The organism is Cytobacillus firmus, from assembly GCF_023715565.1.
GTDB classification, from domain to species: domain Bacteria; phylum Bacillota; class Bacilli; order Bacillales; family Cytobacillaceae; genus Cytobacillus; species Cytobacillus firmus_C.
On record NZ_JAMBOJ010000015.1, the window covers coordinates 14,338 to 35,893 of the forward strand.

The 21,556-nt window shown below is 42.1% G+C and carries 21 protein-coding genes and 1 pseudogene; 18 read left to right on the plus strand and 4 right to left on the minus strand.

Features of this window, described 5'->3' with window-relative positions; translation table 11 throughout:
• Positions 1-68 precede the first annotated feature (68 nt).
• From M3205_RS07880 to M3205_RS07895, 4 genes are all read left to right on the plus strand, one after another.
• Positions 69-1,037, plus strand: a complete 969-nt coding sequence (locus tag M3205_RS07880) for a methyl-accepting chemotaxis protein (RefSeq protein WP_251169417.1) — start codon at positions 69-71, stop codon at positions 1,035-1,037.
• Positions 1,038-1,054: 17 nt separating this feature from the next.
• Positions 1,055-3,055, plus strand: a complete 2,001-nt coding sequence (locus tag M3205_RS07885) for a methyl-accepting chemotaxis protein (RefSeq protein ID WP_251169418.1) — start codon at positions 1,055-1,057, stop codon at positions 3,053-3,055.
• Between the two features lie 226 nt (positions 3,056-3,281).
• Entirely contained in the window at positions 3,282-3,674 is a 393-nt protein-coding gene (locus M3205_RS07890; RefSeq protein WP_251169419.1) for a hypothetical protein, read from the plus strand.
• Between the two features lie 63 nt (positions 3,675-3,737).
• Positions 3,738-3,902 carry a hypothetical protein gene (locus M3205_RS07895; RefSeq protein WP_251169420.1) on the plus strand — a complete coding sequence of 55 codons (165 nt, stop codon included), beginning with the start codon at positions 3,738-3,740 and terminating at the stop codon, positions 3,900-3,902.
• 359 nt (positions 3,903-4,261) lie between these two features.
• Here M3205_RS07895 and M3205_RS07900 read toward each other — a convergent pair whose 3' ends face one another.
• The 3 genes from M3205_RS07900 to M3205_RS07910 all read right to left on the minus strand — a co-directional run bounded on the left by M3205_RS07900 (position 4,262) and on the right by M3205_RS07910 (position 5,811).
• Positions 4,262-4,537, minus strand: coding sequence for a hypothetical protein (locus M3205_RS07900; RefSeq protein ID WP_251169421.1), 276 nt, complete (start codon positions 4,535-4,537; stop codon positions 4,262-4,264).
• The gene (locus M3205_RS07905) at positions 4,522-4,782 is read right to left on the minus strand and encodes a CGCGG family putative rSAM-modified RiPP protein (RefSeq protein ID WP_251169422.1); all 261 of its coding nucleotides are present in this window, start codon (positions 4,780-4,782) and stop codon (positions 4,522-4,524) included. The genes M3205_RS07900 and M3205_RS07905 overlap by 16 nt, the downstream gene beginning before the upstream one ends.
• Positions 4,783-4,845: 63 nt before the next feature.
• A complete protein-coding gene (locus M3205_RS07910; RefSeq protein ID WP_251169423.1) occupies positions 4,846-5,811 on the minus strand; it encodes a nuclease-related domain-containing protein in 966 nt (321 codons plus the stop codon).
• Positions 5,812-6,266: 455 nt separating this feature from the next.
• Between M3205_RS07910 and M3205_RS07915 the strand changes: the two genes are divergently transcribed.
• The 3 genes from M3205_RS07915 (at position 6,267) to M3205_RS07925 (ending at position 8,210) form a co-directional block, all read left to right on the plus strand.
• The gene (locus M3205_RS07915) at positions 6,267-7,493 is read left to right on the plus strand and encodes a YHYH domain-containing protein (RefSeq protein WP_251169424.1); all 1,227 of its coding nucleotides are present in this window, start codon (positions 6,267-6,269) and stop codon (positions 7,491-7,493) included.
• An 11-nt stretch (positions 7,494-7,504) separates the two neighbouring features.
• Positions 7,505-7,681 carry a hypothetical protein gene (locus M3205_RS07920; protein WP_251169425.1) on the plus strand — a complete coding sequence of 59 codons (177 nt, stop codon included), beginning with the start codon at positions 7,505-7,507 and terminating at the stop codon, positions 7,679-7,681.
• Between the two features lie 133 nt (positions 7,682-7,814).
• Entirely contained in the window at positions 7,815-8,210 is a 396-nt protein-coding gene (locus M3205_RS07925; protein ID WP_396105366.1) for a DUF5412 domain-containing protein, read from the plus strand.
• Positions 8,211-8,265: 55 nt separating this feature from the next.
• Here M3205_RS07925 and M3205_RS07930 read toward each other — a convergent pair.
• Positions 8,266-8,489, minus strand: a pseudogene (locus M3205_RS07930) (transposase-like zinc-binding domain-containing protein); the annotation flags it as partial.
• Positions 8,490-8,620: 131 nt separating this feature from the next.
• Between M3205_RS07930 and M3205_RS07935 the strand changes: the two are divergent.
• The 11 genes from M3205_RS07935 (at position 8,621) to M3205_RS07985 (ending at position 21,553) form a co-directional block, all read left to right on the plus strand.
• Complete coding sequence (locus M3205_RS07935) at positions 8,621-9,184, plus strand: hypothetical protein (protein ID WP_251169426.1); 564 nt, start codon at positions 8,621-8,623, stop codon at positions 9,182-9,184.
• Positions 9,185-9,385: 201 nt separating this feature from the next.
• Positions 9,386-9,679 carry an HTH domain-containing protein gene (locus tag M3205_RS07940; RefSeq protein ID WP_251169427.1) on the plus strand — a complete coding sequence of 98 codons (294 nt, stop codon included), beginning with the start codon at positions 9,386-9,388 and terminating at the stop codon, positions 9,677-9,679.
• Positions 9,585-11,447 carry a BglG family transcription antiterminator gene (locus M3205_RS07945; protein ID WP_251169428.1) on the plus strand — a complete coding sequence of 621 codons (1,863 nt, stop codon included), beginning with the start codon at positions 9,585-9,587 and terminating at the stop codon, positions 11,445-11,447. Before M3205_RS07940 ends, M3205_RS07945 begins: the two co-directional genes overlap by 95 nt.
• Before the next feature lie 13 nt (positions 11,448-11,460).
• Positions 11,461-11,730: a PTS sugar transporter subunit IIB gene (locus tag M3205_RS07950; RefSeq protein ID WP_251169429.1), complete on the plus strand. Its 270-nt coding sequence runs from the start codon at positions 11,461-11,463 to the stop codon at positions 11,728-11,730.
• Between the two features lie 409 nt (positions 11,731-12,139).
• Complete coding sequence (locus M3205_RS07955) at positions 12,140-13,402, plus strand: PTS ascorbate transporter subunit IIC (RefSeq protein ID WP_251169430.1); 1,263 nt, start codon at positions 12,140-12,142, stop codon at positions 13,400-13,402.
• A gap of 382 nt (positions 13,403-13,784) precedes the next feature.
• The gene (locus tag M3205_RS07960; protein ID WP_251169431.1) at positions 13,785-15,824 is read left to right on the plus strand and encodes a sigma 54-interacting transcriptional regulator; all 2,040 of its coding nucleotides are present in this window, start codon (positions 13,785-13,787) and stop codon (positions 15,822-15,824) included.
• Complete coding sequence (locus M3205_RS07965) at positions 15,821-17,239, plus strand: CoA-binding protein (RefSeq protein ID WP_251169432.1); 1,419 nt, start codon at positions 15,821-15,823, stop codon at positions 17,237-17,239. Before M3205_RS07960 ends, M3205_RS07965 begins: the two co-directional genes overlap by 4 nt.
• Positions 17,214-17,900, plus strand: coding sequence for a CoA transferase subunit A (locus M3205_RS07970; protein ID WP_159863089.1), 687 nt, complete (start codon positions 17,214-17,216; stop codon positions 17,898-17,900). The genes M3205_RS07965 and M3205_RS07970 overlap by 26 nt, the downstream gene beginning before the upstream one ends.
• Complete coding sequence (locus tag M3205_RS07975) at positions 17,887-18,543, plus strand: 3-oxoacid CoA-transferase subunit B (protein WP_159863088.1); 657 nt, start codon at positions 17,887-17,889, stop codon at positions 18,541-18,543. Before M3205_RS07970 ends, M3205_RS07975 begins: the two co-directional genes overlap by 14 nt.
• A 13-nt stretch (positions 18,544-18,556) precedes the next feature.
• Positions 18,557-19,555: a TAXI family TRAP transporter solute-binding subunit gene (locus tag M3205_RS07980; protein WP_159863087.1), complete on the plus strand. Its 999-nt coding sequence runs from the start codon at positions 18,557-18,559 to the stop codon at positions 19,553-19,555.
• Between the two features lie 30 nt (positions 19,556-19,585).
• Positions 19,586-21,553, plus strand: a complete 1,968-nt coding sequence (locus M3205_RS07985) for a TRAP transporter permease (protein WP_251169433.1) — start codon at positions 19,586-19,588, stop codon at positions 21,551-21,553.
• Positions 21,554-21,556: the final 3 nt, after the last annotated feature.

Here is a 21,556-nt window from a genome sequence, read left to right on the forward strand (position 1 = left end):
AAAAAAGAGTGCAAAAGGTCACAAAATTTTCCGTTTTCTGTCGATATAATAAAAGGAGTATATAAGAGATGGGGAGATCAATGATGTTCGGAAAAGGAAAGTTGAAGCAGCTGGAAGAGGAAAAACGGGAACTCGAGGCCAAACTCCAGTTTGCTGAAGAAGAGTTTCAGCGCAGGGAAAATTATTATCAGACACTGATTCAATCATTTAATGAAGATTTGACAACAACAGTAAACCAGCATGAAATAGTCAATGGACAGCATTATATGCTGGGCGACCTGGTTCTGAAAATAAAAAGCGGTTTTGAAAATGTAAAAAAACATAGCGAAGCAACTTTTTCAAACAGCCTCACATTATCAGATAAAGGGGGAAATCTGATTCAATCTGCAAAAGAAATGGTGAAAAGCTCGGAGGAAGGCCGCGGATCCGTCAGCAAGTCTGAACAGCTGATAAAGCAACTGGGAGAACAGCTGGAAGTGAACTCCCAGAAAATGGAGGCACTGAGCAAACGGTCAAGAGAAATCGAGATGATTGTTCAGGTCATCAAAGATATTGCAGAGCAAACGAACCTTCTGGCCTTGAATGCATCCATCGAAGCGGCACGTGCCGGCGAACAGGGAAAAGGATTTGCAGTTGTAGCGGATGAGGTCCGGAAACTGGCCGAAAGCACAGCGACAAGCACGGCAAATATCAGCTCCCTGACGAAAAATATTCAGGACGATATTGAAGCCACGCTGAACTCAACTGTTGCAAGCGCAGAATTAATTAAAGACGGCATGTCCCTGAGCGGCCAGACCACCAGCAAAATTGATTCGATCACAAACCTGATCCATGCAGTTGAATCAGAAGTCAGTGAAGTGATGGAAATGATTAATATCCAGAAGGGGTATTCCCAAGAGGTTGCAGGTGAGATTGCGGATACCAAGTCTGTTTTTGACGAAGTGAATGAACTGATCCAGAGGCATATAGACGATGCCATGGTCGTTGACGAGAAGCTTGAAGGCGCCATTTCGCAGGTGAAGGCAGTAAATTACTAAGTTTTTAAAGGGGCCAAATGATGAAAAAGAAAAAACAGAAAAAAAGTGGGTCGCTGTTTTCGTTTACGATTAGAAAGAAATTATTACTATCATTTATTATTATTCTATTAATTCCTTCTATCTCAATCGGCTACATATCCTATCAGAAGGCGCATGATGAGATAAAAAACCAAATTTCCATGAGTGCAGATGAGAATGTTAAGATCCTTGATCAATTTATCATCAATTTTATAAAGCCTAAGATGGCTGATACGAATTACTTTTCCAAAAGGATCAAAAAGGATTTCTATACAGAGGATGAACTGGAGGATACACTAAAGGCCTTTAGTCAGTATAAAGAGCTTCATTCGGAGGCAGTGGCTATTTATGCCGGTTCTGAAAATGGCGATTTAGTCATCTACCCGCGTGCAGATCTGCCAGCTGACTTTGATGCCACCACCCGCCCATGGTATAAGGGAGCCATGGAGGCAAAGGGAAAAGCTTTCATCACAGAGCCGTATGTTGACGCTGTCAGCGGAAACATCTTAATTACTGTAGCACAAAAGCTAGGCGACAGCTCAGGTGTTATTGGAATTGACTTAAGTCTCTCTGCTCTTGGTGAGATATCCAATAATATCAAAATTGGAAAAGAGGGCTATCCTGCCATTTTAAGTGCGGAGGGAAGCTTTTTAGTACACCCGAAGGAGAAACCTGGCACAGAGGCAGAAGGCAGCTGGCTGCCGGAAGTCCTGGAAAAGGACAAAGGTCAAGTGGTATATACGCTTGATGGTGTGAAAAAAGAGATGCACTACACTACCAATGGACTGACAGGCATGAAGGTTCTTGGCACAATGAACCTGGAGGAAATTTCGGCATCCGTTCATCCTATCTTAGTGTCGACCATCATATTTATAGCCATCTTCGTACTTGTGGGTGCACTTGTTTCCTATATTATTGTCCGTTCGATAACACGTCCGCTCAATCAGCTGATCGCGGCAACCGATAAAGTCAGCGAAGGAGATTTGACCCAGAAGTTTATTGTCAAGAACAAAGATGAAATCAGCAAACTGGGTGTCAGCTTTAATAAGATGGTCCTATCACTGCAGCAGCTGATCAACCAGGTGAGCGAAAAAGCGGTCCACCTGGCATCATCATCAGAACAGCTGACAGCAAGCTCTGAGCAGAACAACATGGCAACAGAGCAGGTGGCCAACTCCATCCAGGAAGTCGCTTCTGCAACTGAACAGCAGACAGAAAAAGTGAAAGAAAGCACCTCTGTCGTCACAGAAATGTCAGGCCGCATTCAGCAAATTATGCGTAATACAAATATTGTGGCGGAAACGGCGAATGAGACAAATGAAGTCGTGGTAAAAGGAAATGAAGCCATCGACCTTTCAACCAACCAGATGAAAAATATTAATGTAACAGTCTCAGAACTGGGTTCCATTGTTCATACATTAGGGAAGCGTTCGGAGGAAATTGGCCAGATTGTTAATGTGATCTCTGCCATTGCCGACCAGACGAACCTGCTCGCCCTAAACGCAGCCATTGAAGCTGCAAGAGCAGGCGAACACGGAAGAGGCTTCGCCGTTGTGGCTGATGAAGTCCGCAAGCTCGCAGAACAATCATCCAAATCAACCGAAAGCATCCGCGAACTGATCTCAACCATCCAGACGGATACAAACAAAGCCATCTCTTCCATGGAAAAAGGAACAGCTGAAGTGGAAAAAGGAATCGACCTGGTGAACAATGCCGGAGATGCCTTCAGCCACATCCAGCAATTTGCCGACACCGTTTCGGGCCAGATCGCAGAAGTATCATCATCCATCAGGGACATGGCCGAAGGTGCCGACCAGGTAGTGGAACTCGTCAGCGCCATCGAAGAAATTGCCGCAGTCACAACAGCCGAAAGCCAGGACGTATCCGCTGCTACAGAAGAGCAGCTGGCGTCCATGGAAGAAATTGCGGCATCCGCTGCATCACTTTCAGGGATGGCAGAGGAACTGCTGGATTCTATTAAGAGGTTTAAAGTGGAGTAAATGTGAGGGACCCGCCAGGATTGGCGGGTCTATTTTTATGTGGCCGCTGATCCGCTGGTGGGCGGGTTCAAAATGTGAACTCTGCAAATAGATTGCGGAAACTTGCAAATAGATGCTTTAAACTGCAAATAGGGCTAGGGAATCAGCAAATAGAACCGGTAAAGTGCAAATAGACAGCTGGATTCTGCAAATAGACGAACCGTATACTGAAGGGGAACCGGCGCACATGGTGGATTTGCAAAAAGAACCGGGGAATCAGCAAATAGAATGGAGTAAGTTGCAAATAGCAGCTTGGATTCTGCAAATAGACGAACCGCATACTGAATGGGAACCGGCGCACATGGTAGATTTGCAAAAAGAACCGGGGAATCAGCAAATAGACCGGAGTAAGCTGCCAATAGCAGTCTGGATTCTGCAAAAAGAAGAACTGTATATTGAACGGGAACCGGCGCACATGGTAGATTTGCAAAAAGAACCGGGGAATCAGCAAATAGAATGGAGTAAGCAGCCAATAGCAGTCTGGATTCTGCAAAAAGAAGAACTGTATATTGAACAGGAACCGGCGCACATAGTGGATTTGCAAAAAGAACCGGGGAATCAGCAAATAGACCGGAGGTAGCTGCTAATAGCAGCCTGGATTCTGCAAAAAGAAGAACCGTATATTGAACGGGAACCGGCCCACATGGTAGATTTGCAAAAAGAACCGGGGAATCAGCAAATAGACCGGAGTAAGTTGCAAATAGCAGCCTGGATTCTGCAAAAAGACGAACCGCATACTGAATGGGAAACGGCCCACATGGTAGATTTGCAAAAAGTACCGGGGAATCAGCAAATAGACCGGAGGTAGCTGCAAATAGCAGCCTGGATTCTGCAAAAAGAAGAACCGTATATTGAACGGGAACCGGCCCATAGCAGAATTGCAAATAGAACCGAGCAATCTGCAAATAGAATGGAGTAAGCTGCAAATAACAGGCAACTTTCTGCAAATAGAAATTTAAAATTGCAAATAGCAAGCTGATTCCTGCAAATAGACGAGCGGCATGAGATCCGGCAACCCTTTACGATAATCAACTTGCAAATAGAGTAATAGAGTTTACAAATAGAACCAAAAAATTGCAAATAGACGGACGAATCCTGCAAATAGAGATCACTCCCCAAAAATAATAAAAGCCGCAAAAGCGCATCCAAACGCTTTTGCAGCTCCGTTTAAGGAAAATAGATATCAAGACGATTCTTATCTCTCCGCATAATATAGTAATTTTGAAAACCCTCGCCTATCATTATGTCACAATAATTCTTCGAGTTGAGGGTTACAATTCGTTTTTTATTTTTGATAAAGTAGATCTTCCCATGATGGACATAAATCTTATTAAAACTAATTCCATCCCGATCGATAAGTTCGTCTTCATAATAGTAATTTAAAATAACATGCCGGTTCTTGTAATCACACAAAATAGTCAGATCTCTCACTTGTTTTTCCATACCCTCAAAACATACCCCCCGCATCCGCATTGATCGATGAATTGAGTGTCCACTTTATTTCCGAAGTATATGAGCAGTGCTTCAGTTAGGTAGTTATCGGGATTTCCTAATTCAGCTGGTGTAACTATATTGACATAATACCCTTTAGCTGTCTGGCTGACTGCCGCCATCGCATCGTTGATCAGAAGTTCCACATCACTAGCGTAATTGCCATGCTCAAGTGAAATTGACCAGTTCTTTTCCATATTAGCACCTCAATTCAGCCTAATTATAAATTAATTCAATAGAGAAATTTGTGAGTTGAATCACTATTCAGGGGATTTTTCGTATATACGGTGTCTTTTATTTCTTTTAAATGAAAGGTTCATCCTGGAGAGTAATCTTGAAGCAGCATAGGGGGAAGGGATATGGGTGAATGAGCGGAATTCCGAGTTGGTAATTGACGGCTTAATAAGCCGAAAGTAGTCCTGGACTGCAGACTCATGGGCTAAGGGAGAGGAAAAGGAACACATTGGACAGTGCCATTTCCCCCAATGGAAAATCATCGGAAGGGATGTGCATTTAGGACAGCTGACACCAGTTAGAATTTCTTCAACTGAGACATCGAATTGCTCGAGAATCTCGGATTGTACAGGAGTGTGTTTTTTTAACAAAGTCCGGGATAGCTTCCGAATCTCCTTAGAGTCAGTTTTTTCTTGAGGATACTTATTTTCAATGTCATTCATTTTGGACAAAAGGTGATGAGAGTGTAGTACTTTCTTAGATATTTGCAGCGGGTCTGTCTCTGCCTTAATAATGGTGGAAGGATGGCTGATTATAACTAAAAAATCAAGCGGAATGCAAGGAAAACCATTAAGTCCAAGCCAGTTTCTAAATTGGTTTGTCTGATGAAGGGCTTGTGAAATGGGGTCAGGAAATCCTTCTTCTTTATCGTTTTGAATGCGGATGACCTGCTGGAAGTGAGGGTTGAAAAACAAGGTGCCTGTCCAATTTTTAACTTCTAGTATGAGTCCGAAGTTTGCAGTGAGCAGCAATACGTCGATTTGGAAGAATTGCGATCCGTTTGATAACCGCAAATCATGAAAAATCCAATACTTTTTAGGTTCAAGAAAGCTTAAGTAATAGGATAATCTTTCTTCTCCCTTATATCCTGCGCATCTCTTTTTATATTCAGAGATCACTTTCTCACGTGCGGGGTGCTGTTCGGGGATTCTTCTTACCAATGCTTCAAGCTGGAGGTTCAATTCGGGGACTTTCAAGCTTTTACTAATCAAGTATAGCTCTCCTTTCTGTGTTTACTTTGTTATTTTCGATATAAATGTCTATATACCTCTTTTAGATTGACTTCTTTTGCAGCTTTTCGTGCTCAATTTGCAGAAACTGGCACCCTATTTGCGAGTGGCTTTTCCTCATATATTCTATTTGCAGAAATCAAGCGGCTATTTGCAATTATCACTGTTCTATTTGCACAAAATCCCTTCCCATTTGCAAAATCAACGATCTATTTGCAACCTTCCCCACTCAATTTGCAGAGTTCACATTCGACAAAATTCGGGTGGTGCCTGTCACTAATGAAAGAGACCGTACGCGCGGGAATTTGATAATTTTGAGCTTTGATTTGAAAGTGAGCCTTCTGGGGCTCGCTTTTTTTATATAATGGAAAAATATAACTCTATCATTTTTTACCATTAATACTATAATATACTTATAAAACATCCAAATGGAGGAAATGATGGTTAAAAAAGTATTATTTATTGTTTTATCTACTAGTTTACTTTTGGGTGCAAGCGCATATGCTCATAGTGGCCGGACAGATTCTAATGGCGGACATAATTGCAGTCCAAAATCACAGGCAAAGGGGTTATGTTCGGGATATCACTACCATAATGGAGGCAGTTCTTCCTCTGGAAGTTCAACATCAACAACCAGTAAGCCGGCAGCCAGCAGCGATAAGGACTGTTCTGACTTTGCCACTTATGATGAAGTCGTAGAATATTGGAATTCAAAGGGGTACTCTGCAACTTATGACCCAGAGAACTTAGATGGTTGGGGCACCGGCCAAGTAGATGATGGAATTCCTTGTGAAGCTCCGGGTAATTACGATAAAACAAAAATCAACAATAGTCCAGAACAGGTCCATTTTAAGCAAGAACAAGCTGATACAAAAAGAGGAGAGGAAAATGGACATGCCCAGGGGCTAAAGGATGGGTATGAAGAGTCAGGTGCTGACGATTCCACTTCCGAAGGCTCAAATGCATACACATCAGGCTATTCTTCTGGCTATAACAAAGGGTATGAAGAAGGACAGAAAAAGATAGAAGCTGAAAAATTGAAGGCTAAAACTGAAGGAATTGCTCAAGGGAAGAAACAAGATGAAATGGCAATTCCCGAGAGTTATTTAAAGCACCCTGGCCTAAAAGCCTCTTTTAAAAGTGGTTTTAATCAGGCTTTACAAGAGCGAATCGAGATTATGAAAAAAGAATACCAAGACTTAGGTTACAAAGATGGTAAAAAGGATTCTCATTCACCTCCTGAAAAAGTTAATGACCTCTTCGTAAAGGCATATCAAGAAGGTTACGAAATCGCGCAGAATGAGCTGAAACAAGAGTATTTTGATATGGGATATGAGGCGGCCTTTACAATGTTGAAATACAAAGATCCTAATCTAACTAATGACAAATTTACTCAGTGGTACAATGATGGATTTGACTCAAATGAAGAAATAGTTGAGATCCAAAACTCTGCCAAATCTTCAGGAGAAAATGGTGACGAGTATTCTATACCGTCCAAGTATGAAAAGGCTGAAGTAATCTATAAACATTACTATAAAAAAGGTTATCAGCAATATGAAGAGGAACAAAAACAAAATCAGGCTACGGCAGCTGGAGGGGCAGGAGTTTTTGCACTTAGTTGGTTAGGGAGAAGGCTTTATGTTGCTAGGAAAATGATCCGTTAAGGGGGATAGGAATGGGAATATACCAAAACATCTGTTATAAAGTTGAAGATTTATTAGTTAAAGCTATAGCAAAGAAATTGGATCCTGCTGAGGTAAAAGCAAAAGTTAGCAATTATAGAAATGAAAAAGAAATGACACGGCTACAAAGGAAAGAAGCTAGAGTTCCAAGAACAACAAAGAACGTCTAAACATAATTAACGCTTAGGGATGGTGTCTCAAGCGTTAATTTTTTTGCTATTTTAGTAACTGTTGTTTTTACAATAAATTCATCTGATACAATTATGTTGATAGTTAAATAGTGCGTTGAAGGGGTATAAATTTTTGGCAACCAATATAGTGAAAAATAATAAGAAAAAGGGAAACAAGATACTTAGAACTATGCTTGTGATTGGAATATTATTAAGCGGTATCATAGGTTATGGAGTGTATTGGGCATTCTTTGATATGAATAGATTACCGACAGGAAAATATATTACGGAAGAAACCTCTCCTAATGGCACTTACACTTTAAAAGCCTATGTATCCAGTCCAAGTTTAAGTGCTGATGCTGTAAGAGGTGAATTAATTTTTAATGAGCGTAATGGTAAAACAAAAAATATCTACTGGAATGATCGAGAATCCACAGCAAAAATTGAATGGATAGATGATGACACAGTAGTAATTAATGGACGTAGACTAAATGTTCCTAAAGAAAAATTCGACTTTAGAAATCAATGATTGAAATACCTCACCTCTTTTGTTGAGGTATTTTTTTGCAGTTCCACGATTTTTAGCAATCATTACACAGATAGCGTTGTCTTGAACGATATTTACCGTCGCGTTTAACCAATGTGCTATCACAATGAACACAACCTAAACCAAAATCGTGCTTCACGAATGCTTTTACGTAATTTTATCTGGTTCATCGGGAAGCAGGCCCTGTTTCATTACATTAAACAACGCTAACTGTTCAGATTTAGTTAATTCACTGAAATCTTCATATACATTTAACCACATAATTGAACGCCTCCTAACCGCATTAATCAACCCATTAGTAGATCTATACGAAAACAGCCATCTTTTTAAAACCAATTTAGATTAGTACTCTTCCCATAAAGAATAATAGAATAATATCAGGGGGGAGTGATATGAAAAAAAGTATACTAGCAGTACTCAGCTTAGGATTAATATTCGGTGTTATTTATTTACTATCTATACGTACCGAAGAACCAGTAAAGCCGGTTATCCCTGCTGTTTCCCTGGAAAAGAGCGTCTGCGAAAGAGTTTCAGAACAATTTGGCGAGGGTTGCCAGCAGATTCTTTTGTTTGACCCCTATTCACGCCTGGTTTTTGCAGAAACCAATTCGGGAATTGTGCCTGTAAAGACCAATCAGGAGTTTACAGAGTTTAAGAACTTCATCTATCCGATGATGGATTTCCAGGAGTTCAGCGAGGAAAAAACAGATAGGGGACCAATTGACTGGCGGGCAGATAAAAAGTCAGAGAAGGGTTTTTCCATCATCTATGGATTTGCGGAGGATGATGCGAAGACCATCGTAATTAACAGTGAAGGGAATATTCAGCCATCCCGCTTTTGGGTTCGGAATAACCTGTGGGTTTGGTATGCTGTTTTCGAGAAAGACGAAATTAAATTGCCAGTTGAGGTTACAGTTTATGATGCAGAAGGCCACCTTGTTAAGGGAAATGAATAAGTATAACCCCCACTTCCTATTCTATTAGGAAGTTTTTTTGTTCCTTGAGTCCAGCCTTTGCAAAAACCCCCTTACAGAATTCGGACTTTAGTTTGGGCAATACAGGAGTATAATACACAGTAAGCAGACAATTCGATGAATTTAGGGTCTGACTTTTGCAAACTCACTATTTAGAATCAGGTAAAGGAGGGAGCGCTCCCGATGATTCTTGACCAGCGCTGCATGACGATTTTGACGAAAATAGTCCATGCGCCTACACATGTTTCTCCGCAGGAGCTTATGGAAGAATTACAGGTTTCCAAGCGGACTGTTTATTATGATGTTGATAAAATTAATAGCTGGCTGAAAGACCAGGGTTTGAATGAGTTGAAATATGTTCGTGCTGCGGGATTTTTTCTCGATGAAGAAGAAAAGCAGCAGATTAAACAGCGACTGCATTCGTTTGATAAAGCTGACCCGCGAGAAAACTATTTATCTGCAGGATCTGATGGATAAGCTGGGTGTCAGCAGGAGTACGCTTCTGGCAGATATCAAGGAATTAAAAAAACAGCTAAGCCAGTTCCAGGTTCAGTTGAATTTCCAAAAACCTTCAGGCTACTATATTGCAGGCGAAGAACAGGATAAGCGGAAAATGCTGATACACTTCCTATCACAGGTTTTAACCAATCGCGGCTGGAATGATCTATTATCAGAAGTCCAGTTAACCATCCAGGGCCCACCTGAACTGTCACCTAAAATGTTTCAGCGTGCTGATTTAGAAACAATTTATCAGATTCTGAATGCAAGTGAATCATTTTCGGGCGTTCAATACACAGATGAAGTGATGGAGACGCTAAGCGCCCATATATTTATGCTCATCAAAAGATTTAACCAGGAAAAATACATTAAGATGGACCCTGTTGAAAAGCAGGTCATTAAAGAAACGAAAGAGTACACGGCTGCTCAATTTATTTGCCGGAAAATTGAAAGCGATTTCCTGCTGGAGGTTCCTGATGATGAAGCGTGCTATCTTGCAACTTACCTGTTAGGGGCAAAAGTAAGCGACTATGATGCACGTGAGCTGGACAATCAGGATCTTGATGTCCTTAAATCAATAGCGGTAAGAATGGTCGATGATTTTCAAAAGTATGCCTGTGTATTTTTTCAAAACCGGAAGGAACTTGAACGGAATCTATTGATTCATTTAAAACCCGCATATTTCCGGAACAAATATGGGATCGAACTGGAGAATCCTTTATCAAAATCTGTACAGGAGTCTTATCAGGATCTGTTTATTCTAACCAAAAAAGTGGTTCATCATTTTGAATACGTGCTTGGCAAAAGAGTATCGGATGATGAAGCGGCCTATATTGCGATGCACTTTGGAGGCTGGATTGATAAAGAAGGCGTCAGAGTGGAAGCCCGCAAAAAAGCGGCTGTGGTGTGTGCCAGCGGAATCGGCACGTCCCGAATTCTTCAGAAACAAATTGAAGATCTCATGCCGTTTGTCGATGTGGCGAATGTATACACTGTTCGTGAATATGAGAAAGCGTCCCTGGCTGATTTGGACTTTGTCATTTCGACCACGCCAGTATCCCGGAAGCATGTACCGGTGTTTATTGTAAAACCAATTCTAAACCCGTCTGAGAAGGAATCCCTGCTTAAGCAGGTGCAGGCATCAGAAAAAAGGCCGAAATTAGAAAACATAGACGCATTGATGGACATAATCCGGAAGCATGCAGATATAAAAGACGAGAGCATGCTGATCCAGGAATTAAAAATCTACTATCAATCAAATAAAGAAGCAAAAAATGAGGTGGATCAAAAGCCCATGTTAAATGAAGTTCTCAACGCCGATAAAATTCAATTTGCAGATTCGGCTGCAAGCTGGCAGGAAGCACTGCAAATGGCATCGCAGCCACTATTGGCCGATCAATCCATCAGCCAGAGTTACATCGATGCCATGATTAAAAACGTGAATGAAATGGGGCCATATATCGTCATCGCGCCTGGAATCGCCCTTCCTCATGCCCGCCCTGAAGCTGGTGTGAACAAGCTGGGAATGAGCTTTCTGCAATTAAAGAAAAGCTGTGCTTTTTCGGAAAAGCCGGAGCATCAGGTAAGATTATTCTTTGTGCTGGCAGCCATCGATAATGAAACCCATTTAAAAGCACTATCCCAGCTGTCCAAAATGCTGTCTGACAGCGATAACCTTGAAAAACTGCAGAATGCTGAAGCAACTGCTGACGTTTTAGACATTATTAATCAATATTCACAAGACTAAGGAGGAAATAATAATGAAAAAAATTCTAGTAGTATGCGGAAACGGACTTGGAAGCAGCTTTATCGTAGAAATGAACGTAAAAACAGTTTTAGGCCAGCTGGGTGTGGAAGCTGATGTTTCACATACAGACTTAACAACGGCGAAGTCAGAGAATGCAGATATTTACCTGGGATCTAAAGACCTGATTTCCACTTTGGATGACGGAACAAGAACAATCATTGGTTTGACAAACATCCTGGATCAAAATGAGCTAAAAGCCGCATTGGAATCACATTTATCCTAATAGAGAAAGGCTGTCTTCGCAAAGTTTGTTGCTATTTATATTATATTTACTGAGTTGATTGGAGCGGAAGGTGCGAGATCCTCGAAAATGCATTCGCATTTTCTTCGTGCGGTGTTTACTCAAGGTAGCCTATTCAACGTCCTACGGGAGCAGTGGGACAGGTGAGACCCCACAGAAGTGCAGCGTCGAGGATGCTCACCGCCCGCCCCGTGGTTCGCTGAGCATCCTCTCGCTGCAATCAACGGACAACATTAATAAGGGAAAAACAACAATTTATACGAAAAGAGCCTAGAGAAAAAAAGAGCAGGCGATAGGATGCCCGCTAAAAAATAAAAAGAACACATACAGTATAACCTGAAAAAAGATTAGAAGAAAGATAGACACAGAGGATTTAAAAGGAGGGGTTAACATGTTTGATTTCATCATGAATGATATATTGGGCACACCCGCCATCCTGGTTGGCTTATTCGCCTTGTTTGGCTTGCTTCTGCAGAAGAAAGGTATTGCAGATGTCATATCAGGCACGCTTAAAACGATCATGGGCTTTCTCATCCTGAATGGAGGAGCAAGCATCTTAATAGGCTCACTTGATATTTTCGGAAAAATGTTTGAAAAGGCCTTCCATATTCAGGGGGTCATTCCGAACAACGAGGCCATCGTTGCGATCGCCCAGCAGACATTTGGGAAAGAAACAGCGATGATCATGCTTTTCGGGATGGTTATGAACATTTTAATTGCTCGTTTTACACCGTTTAAATATATATTCCTAACCGGCCATCATACTTTATTCATGGCCTGCCTGATCTCTGCTGTGTTTGCAACCGGCGGAGTGACAGGGCTTCCGCTGATTATTATCGGGTCTATTATTCTGGGGTTATTAATGGTATTCTTGCCTGCGCTTATACAGCCATATGTACGCGAAATCACAGGCAATGACAGCATTGCGGTCGGCCACTTTGGATCTTTCGGCTACTTTGTTTCCGGCTTTATCGGAAAGCGTGTAGGGGATAAAACCAAATCAACGGAGGATATCAAAGTGCCGAAATCACTTGGCTTCCTGCGCGATACATCTGTTGCAATGTCTCTGACCATGACGATTCTCTTCCTGGTTGTGGCGCCGATCGCTGGTAAAGGCTATGTAGAATCTGAATTGAGCGGCGGAGTGAACTTCCTTGTATTCTCGCTCATGCAGGCCATTACGTTTGCCGCTGGTGTATATGTTGTCCTTGCCGGTGTGCGGATGCTGATAGCCGAAATTGTTCCAGCTTTTAAAGGAATCGCTGATAAAGTGGTAAAAGATGCGAAGCCTGCCCTTGATTGTCCGGCAGTGTTTCCCTTTGCGCCCAATGCAGTTATTATCGGATTCCTATTCAGCTTCGTAGCTGGTTTGCTTTCCATGTTCCTGCTTCCATTATTCGGCCTGAAGATAATTGTGCCAGGACTGATTCCGCACTTCTTCACAGGTGCGGCGGCTGGGGTATTCGGAAATGCGACTGGAGGCAGACGGGGAGCGATGATCGGATCATTCGCGAACGGTCTATTAATTTCATTCCTTCCGGCCTTATTGCTTCCAGTTTTGGGATCACTAGGATTTGAAGGCACTACCTTTGGAGACTCGGACTTTGGGGTTGTGGGGATTTTATTGAGCTTCCTTATTAAAATTTTTTCTTAATCTGCTTATTATGGGGACTTCACTTTGATGTGGAGTCCCTTTTTGGTATTTCGACAAATTTCGGGTGGTGCCTGTCACCTTTTGCGGAGTCCCTTATTGTATTCCGTTCTCTTGCCTGAATTCAAAATATGTTGCAAAAACGCAACACTATGAAATAAAGAAACAGGAAGAATGGATGTTTTTCTTGTTGAAAGCTTGTTTTTTTCACCCTTTAATGCGATGCTGCAACACCTGTTGCACTATTGCAACATTTTTCAGCAAAATATATAGTTAAAATATTACAAAAAGCGGGAAATATCAGCATTTTTAAAAATTTCAAATGTTGGCACACTTCTTGCACTACTATAAATTGTGAGTGAATCACTCAGAGGGAGCGGGAAATTTGTTAGTAAAAGATGCGATGACTCGTACTTCTATTAAATTTTTTGAGAACGATTACATCAAAGAGGCAGCAAAGACCCTGCTGGAATCCCATATGAAAGGCGGGCTGGTCTATAACGTAAGAGATGAGCTGGCGGGATGCTTTACAGAGCATGATCTATTAGAAGGTTTGTTAAATGAAAATAAGACACTATCAGAAATGTACCAGACTGACTTTTGTTTCCTTAATGAAACGGACGAATTAAAAAATATAAAGTCCGTTGACCAGGAAATCTGGCCAATTCTAAATAAAAATGGGGAAATCACAGGCTTCCTGACAAAAGAACAGTATCTGGAGGCCTATGCCAGAAGTTCTCAGGTGGAGCTCAGCCGTATGGATGCTATTTTTAATTCGGCACATAATGGGATTCTTTCCATCGATATGGAGGGTAGGATTACATCAATGAATCCTCCGGCAGAAGAAATGGCTATGACAACTAAGGAGAAAGCTATTGGAAAGTTTTTAACTGATGTTGTCACTCCAAGCGGGTTATTAAATGTTATCCGTACAGGCAGGGGACATACAGAAAAATACCGGGTAGGAAAAAGAAAATATTTAACTCATCGAACACCGCTTTATGATGGCGAGACTCTAGTAGGAGCGGTGGGCGTCTTTCAGGACATTTCAGAAATAGAATTTGTATCAAGTGAACTTGAATCAGTCAAGCAGCTAGTAAAAGAACAGGAAACGATCCTGGATAACTCAACCGACGGCATTTGTATTACAGATGGGTCAGGAACCATTATCAAATGCAACCAGAGTTTTCGGCAGCTATTTGATGTAGAGAAAGAGACTCCTGACTACATAAAAGATATAGTCCGGCAGGTAGAAGCTAAGGGCAGATCTCATAACATCATGGAAACAAGCAAAGACAATAAAAATTCCTTAATTATAACGGCAAATCCGATCAAGAACAGCAGCAATCAAATTGAAAGAGTTGTTCTCAATGTGAAGGACATGACTGAATTCGATGCACTTAGAAGTGAGCTGGCAAAAACAAAGTCAATACTTGAACATATGCACCTTTCCGAAAGATCGGAGACATTCATAGCGAAATCACCCGAAATGGAAAAACTGCTTGAGACCGTTCAGCAAGTGGCAAAAGTGGATGTCACGGTTCTATTATCAGGTGAGTCGGGAGTGGGAAAAGAGGAAATTGCCAAGCTTATTCAACAGTCGAGTCCAAGGTCAAAAGAGCCATTTATTAAAGTGAATTGTGGGGCTATTCCTGAATCATTAATGGAATCTGAGCTTTTTGGATACGAGGGCGGTGCCTTTACAGGTGCCCTGAAAAAGGGAAAAGCCGGTTTATTTGAAAAAGCGAATAAGGGAACTATTTTTCTGGACGAGATTGGGGAAATCCCAAACCACCTGCAAGTCAAGCTGCTGCGGGTATTGCAGGAAATGGAGATTACCCGGGTAGGATCAGCCCAAACGACAAAGATTGATGTGCGTGTAATTGCCGCTACAAACAGAGATCTTAAAGAATTAGTCTTGGAAGGCAGTTTTCGGGAGGACTTATTTTATAGGCTGAATGTTATACCCATATCAATTCCGCCTTTAAGAAGAAGAGTCGAGGATATTCCAATCCTGATTGATGCGTATGCAAGAATGTTCGCAGCAAAATATCACAAACATCTCAAATTCACCAAGAAAGCCATACAGGTTCTTACTAATTATCAGTGGCCAGGGAATGTAAGGGAACTTGTCAATATGATAGAAAGAATATACGTAACAGCTTCAAACCTGGAAGTGGGGGAGCAAGAGGTTCTTTCTTTATTCAGCAAAGGCGATAATCAGGGAATGAGCCATGATCAAGCCATTGTCGTAAATCAGTTATTACCGCTCAAAGAGGCTGTAAACCTGCTTGAAAGAGAGCTGATTTATAAAGCGTCACAGTCTGAAAAATCCTACAGGGCCATTGCCCGTGTGCTTGAAGTGAATCCTTCAACCATTGTTCGAAAGGTGAAAAAATTAGAAGGGGGATTATTAAAATCATGAGATCAATGCAGACGCTTGTTTCCCCTAAAAGCATTGCCATAATAGGAGCTTCGGAAAAATTTCATCAAAATGCGGGACGTGTCATGGTCAATCTTCAAAAATCAAAATTTTCCGGGGAGATCTATCTAGTAAACCCAAACTATGACACCATTTCGGGAATTCACTGCTATCCGAGTGTGCTCGAGATCAGAGAAGAAGTCGATTTGGCCTGTGTAATCGTTCCTTTCAAACATACCCCAGACATCTTAAGAGAATGTGTAAAAAAACAAGTGAAGAGTGTCATTATTATCAGCTCCGGTTTTTCTGAGAGCGGTCCGGATGGAATAAACCGGGAAGAAGAGCTAAAGGAAATTGTTAAAGGTACAGAAACGGCGGTTTACGGACCAAACTCTCCAGGGTTATATCATTTTATAGGAAACTGGGGAATCTCTTTTTCACCCCGTTTTGAACCTATGAATTTTCATAAAGGATCTGTTGGATTGATCAGTCATGGAGGAAGTTTAGGCCGGGCAGTACTTGATGCGAATGAAAAAGGCCTCGGATTTTCCTATTGGCTATCACCTGGAAATGAGATGGATATAACGATTAATGACTGCTTTGAATTTTTAATTAATGATCCATCAACAGAAACTATTCTATTAATCATTGAATCCATTTCAGAGGAAGAGCGTTTTTTTCGGCTGCTGCACCAGGCCTATATCAAACAGAAGCCGGTGATCCTGCTGCCAATCGGCCATTCGAAGATTTCAAGAATCGCCGTTAAATATCACCTTGGAAGAAACGATGGTTACTCTATTCCATGGGATATGGTCAATCACCCGGGACTGGTAAAAGCTGAAAGCATTGATGAAGTTGTTGCCCTTTCATGGCTGTTTGATACATACAAAAAGGCAGCAGGAAAGCGGACAGCTATCTTTTCCTGGGCAGGAGCTACTTCCATTTATCTGGCGGATTTATGCGATAAATACGGGATTCCGCTTCAGCCTCTATCATCAGAACTTCAGCAAAAAATGAAAACGATTACAGGTGTAGAGAAGTCATTCATGAATCCATTAGATTTGACCACAGTTGTATACGATGACTTGTCAAAATTAACAACCTGTCTGGAAGTGCTTCATAAATCGGGTGATTTCGATAATATCATTGTTCCTTTTCCATTCCAGGTAGACTATCAAAATGAAATTCTCTCGGAACAAATGAAAAAGCTGATGGAGGAAAAAGATAGTATTTTTATTCCGATTTTCATGTCCCAGGGATACCAGGGGGAGCTGGCCATTGACATATTAAAGGAGACAAAGAAACCTTACTTCTTTCATGAAAATACAGCTATTAAATCATTGTCTGCTTATATAAATTACTCGGAAACCCAGAGACAAGAGGAGGAACATAATGAAAAAACAATTAAATCCTGCTGATGCAATGCAGTACATTAAAAGCGGTGATACATTGCTTGTCGGGGGGTTCGGCCTTTCGGGAACACCGCTTACCTTAATTGATGAGCTGGTGAATTCCGATAAAGATAACCTCACAGTCATCAGCAACAATTTAGGCGAGGAAGGGAAGGGGCTTGGAAAACTGCTGGTGGCAGGAAAGCTGAAAAAGGCGAAAGGCTCTTACTTTACCACTAATCGTGATGCGGTTAAAGCCTGGTCAAAAGGTGAACTGGAGATTGAATTAATTCCTCAGGGCACTATGGCAGAAGCCATCCGGTGCGGCGGGGCAGGCATCGGAGGATTCTATACGAAGACAGGCGCCGGGACCAAGCTTGCTGAAGGGAAAGAAGAGAAAGTGATCGATGGCGAAACCTACATATTTGAAAAAGCAATCAAAGGGGATGTGGCCATTATTAAAGCCCTTAAAGCTGATACACTGGGAAATTTGATTTATGACAAAACAGCGAGGAATTTCAATCCGGTTATGGCAACGGCTGCGAAGGTGGTTATAGCTGAAGTGGATGAGATTGTGGAAGCTGGATCATTTGCACCGGAAGAAGTGGTAACTCCTCACTTATACGTAGATTATGTCGTAATCAATCAATATGTAAAAAAAGGAGGGAGATACGTTGAGTCTATCTGACAGAATTAAAATCGCCAAAAGGGTAGCAAAGGAATTGAAGGAAGGAGAAATCGTCAATCTCGGGGTCGGGATTCCAACCATTATTCCGGATTATCTCGATGATAAAAAGGTTTACCTTCAATCAGAAAACGGACTTCTTGGGATGGGTCCTACTCCGTGTGATGAAGACATTGATATGGACTTGATCAGTGCCAGCAAGAAGCCTGTTTCCATGGACCCAGGGGCATCCCTCTTTGATAGTTCGGATTCTTTCCTGATGATTCGCGGTGGGCATATCGATACAGCAGTATTGGGTGCTTTGCAGGTCGATGAATCGGGAGAAGTTGCCAATTGGGCAGTACCCGGAGAAACAATTCTTGGAGTTGGAGGAGCCATGGATTTAGTTGCGGGAGCCAGGCGGATGATTATTGCTTCCATGCACCTGTCTAAAGACGGAAGTCCAAAAATTGTGAAAAAATTATCGTTCCCAAGCAGCGGTACAAGAAAAGCAGACATGATTGTCACCGAACATGCTGTATTTAAATTTCTCGAAGGAAAAATGTACCTCATAGAAATGCTCTCTGATATTTCGATTGAAGCGTTGCGGGAGATGACAGATGCGGAATTTCATGTGCTCGAAAAAAACAAAATGAAAACAAATTAAGGGGGAAAATAACGTGAAAAAAATAATGGCAGTATTAATGGCTTTTATGTTAGTCGTATTGGCAGCTTGTTCTTCGGATGAGGCGGGAACGAGCGGTAAAGCAAGCGGAGACGGAGGAGCAGAGGGAGCCCCGCGGGATATGGCTTTTGGTTCTGCAACAGTAGGCGGTTTCTGGTACACATTGTCAGGGGCAATGGGAGAGAAAATGAAGAAGGTTTACCCGGATTCCTCCGTTACGGTTGTAGAGGGCGGATCTGTTTCCAACCTTTTGGGCTTAAGCCAGGGGACATTTGCTCTTGGATTCAGTAATGGCCAAACCGTACCTGAGGCATTGAACGGAATCAATGCTTTTAAAGAAAAAGTCGATAACGTCAGCACGGTTGCAACCCTTTATCCAAATGTATTCCATATCGTTGTTCGCGCAGATTCTGATATTAAGTCAGTAAAAGATTTAAAGGGAAAGAAGGTAAGCCCGGGAATTAAAGGATACAGTGGAGAGTTGGCATTCCTGGATATTTTAAAGCTGAATGACATGAGCTATGACGATCTGGGCAGCATTGAATATATCGGAACGGCAGATGGAGCCGATCTTCTGCGTGACGGACATATCGATGCCATTGTAGGAATGGTTTCTGCACCGGTTTCCACTTTCCAGGAGCTGGACACGACCCTCGGAATCCGCCTGATTCCTTTGGATGATGAAACAGTTAAAGGCCTGAATGAGTTAAATGAAGGATATTTGGAATATGACATTGAAGGCGGCACATATTCGAATGTGAAAGAAGATGTAAAAACAGTTGCCGGCTATACGGTTCTGCTGGTGAATGATGATCTAATGGATGAAGAGTCGGTTTATAAGCTGACTAAAATGATGGTAGAAGAAAAAGATACATGGACAACATTATCCCCGATTATGAAAGACTTTAATGCAGAGTATTCAGTGCAAAACAACGTGGGCAAGCTGCACCCGGGTGCAGAGAAATATTACAAGGAAGTCGGGGCACTTAAATAAACCAAAATAATCCTTTAAAAAGAAGGTGAAATGATGTCAAAACACGACGTTACGGAAGCGGAAGCTTCAAAAATGATTGCGGAATATGACGAAGATGGTAATCTGAACAGCAAACTGCGCCTATTAAAGGGCACGGCTGGCAGGATCATTTCTATTATTGCCGTTTTAATGTCTCTTTTTCATCTGTATACAGCATTATTTGGGGTATTTGAATCCATCCTGCAGCGGTCGGCACATCTGGCGTTTGCACTGGCATTAACATTTGCCATTTATAAGCCTTCCAAAAAAGCGGTAAAAAATGAAAGCATCCCCTGGTATGATTGGTTGTTTATGGTTCTGTCCATTGCTTGTTATTCCTATTATGTGATGAATTCCCAGGTCATTTCATCGCGGATGAGCTATATTGAGCCGCTGACAGCACTGGAAATTGCAATAGGAATCATATCCGGCTTGCTGCTGATTGAAGCAACGCGCCGCGTGATTGGAAATACACTGGTGATTATTATCTTCATTTGCATTGTTTATGGAGTTTGGGGTCATCTGATTACGGGCTCACTTTCCCACCGTGAATTTACCATGATGTGGATTATTGATCACCTCTTTTATACGGTGACTGGTATTTTTAGTACTCCTCTTGGGGTATCCGCAACCTTTATCTTCCTTTTTATCCTTTTCGGTAAGTTTTTAGAGGTTTCGGGTGCAGGTCAATTTTTCATCGATTTATCAGTAGCCGGGATGGGCAAATATCGCGGAGGTCCTGCCAAAACGGCGATCGTCGCAAGCTCCATTTTGGGAACCATTTCAGGAAGTGCGGTTGCTAACACAGTAACAACGGGTGCTTTTACGATTCCATTAATGAAAAAAACCGGCTATAAGAGCCACTTTGCAGCTGCGGTGGAAGCAGTTTCCTCTACGGGCGGCCAGATCATGCCGCCAATCATGGGAGCTTCGGCTTTCATCATTGCTTCCTATTTAGGTGTTCCTTATATGGACGTAGCCATCGCTGCCATAATACCCGCAGTTCTTTATTACTGCTGCCTGTATTTCCAGGTGGATATGAGGGCAAGGCGTTTGGGTCTTGTTGGTCTAAAGAAAGAGGACCTTCCAAAGGTTTCGAGTGTATTGAAAACGGGATTCATTTTCTTTATCCCCTTAGTAGTGATTGTGTTCATGCTTGCATCTGGCTCTTCACCAATGAAGGCCGGTCTTTACTCTATCGGGGTGACGATATTGGTTGCCGCGTTAAAAGGGGCAACAAGATTATCTTTTTCTAAGATCTTCAAGGCATTGGATCTAGGAGCCAGAGCTGCCATTGAGACAGCTATTGCCTGTGCGGCATCCGGTTTTATCATCGGAATTATTGGGCTTACCGGGATAGGCCTTAAATTCAGCAGCCTGATCATTGATTTATCAGGCGGAATTTTAATTATTACGCTTGTATTCACAATGATCACGAGTATCATTCTTGGAATGGGACTGCCTACCGTTGCGGCATACATCGTACAGGTTCCGCTTACCATTCCTGCATTAATTGAGCTGGGTGTGTCCCCGCTTGCAGCCCATATGTTTGTTTTCTATTTTGCAGCGTTATCTGCCATAACACCACCGGTAGCTCTGGCTGCATTTGCAGCGGCAGGGCTTGCTGGTTCCGATCCGATGAAAACAGGCCTAACCGCAGTAAAGCTTGGCCTCGCAGCATTTATTGTCCCTTATATGTTTGTATATGGGGAAACGTTGCTTCTTGTTGGAGACGCTCCGGATATTATTCTATCTGTTGCAACCTCCATCATTGGAATTATCGGGATTGCCTGGGCTGCAGAAGGATGGCTGTTCAGACATTCTTATTGGTATGAAAGAGCCGTTCTTTTTATCGGGGCTCTCCTGATGGTCAACCCGGGGTTTTTGTCAGACATCATTGGCTTTGCGATCCTGGCGGCAATGTTTTTATATCAGAAGTTCGTACCTAGAAATACAGTGGTTAATACATTATCAAACTAAGGG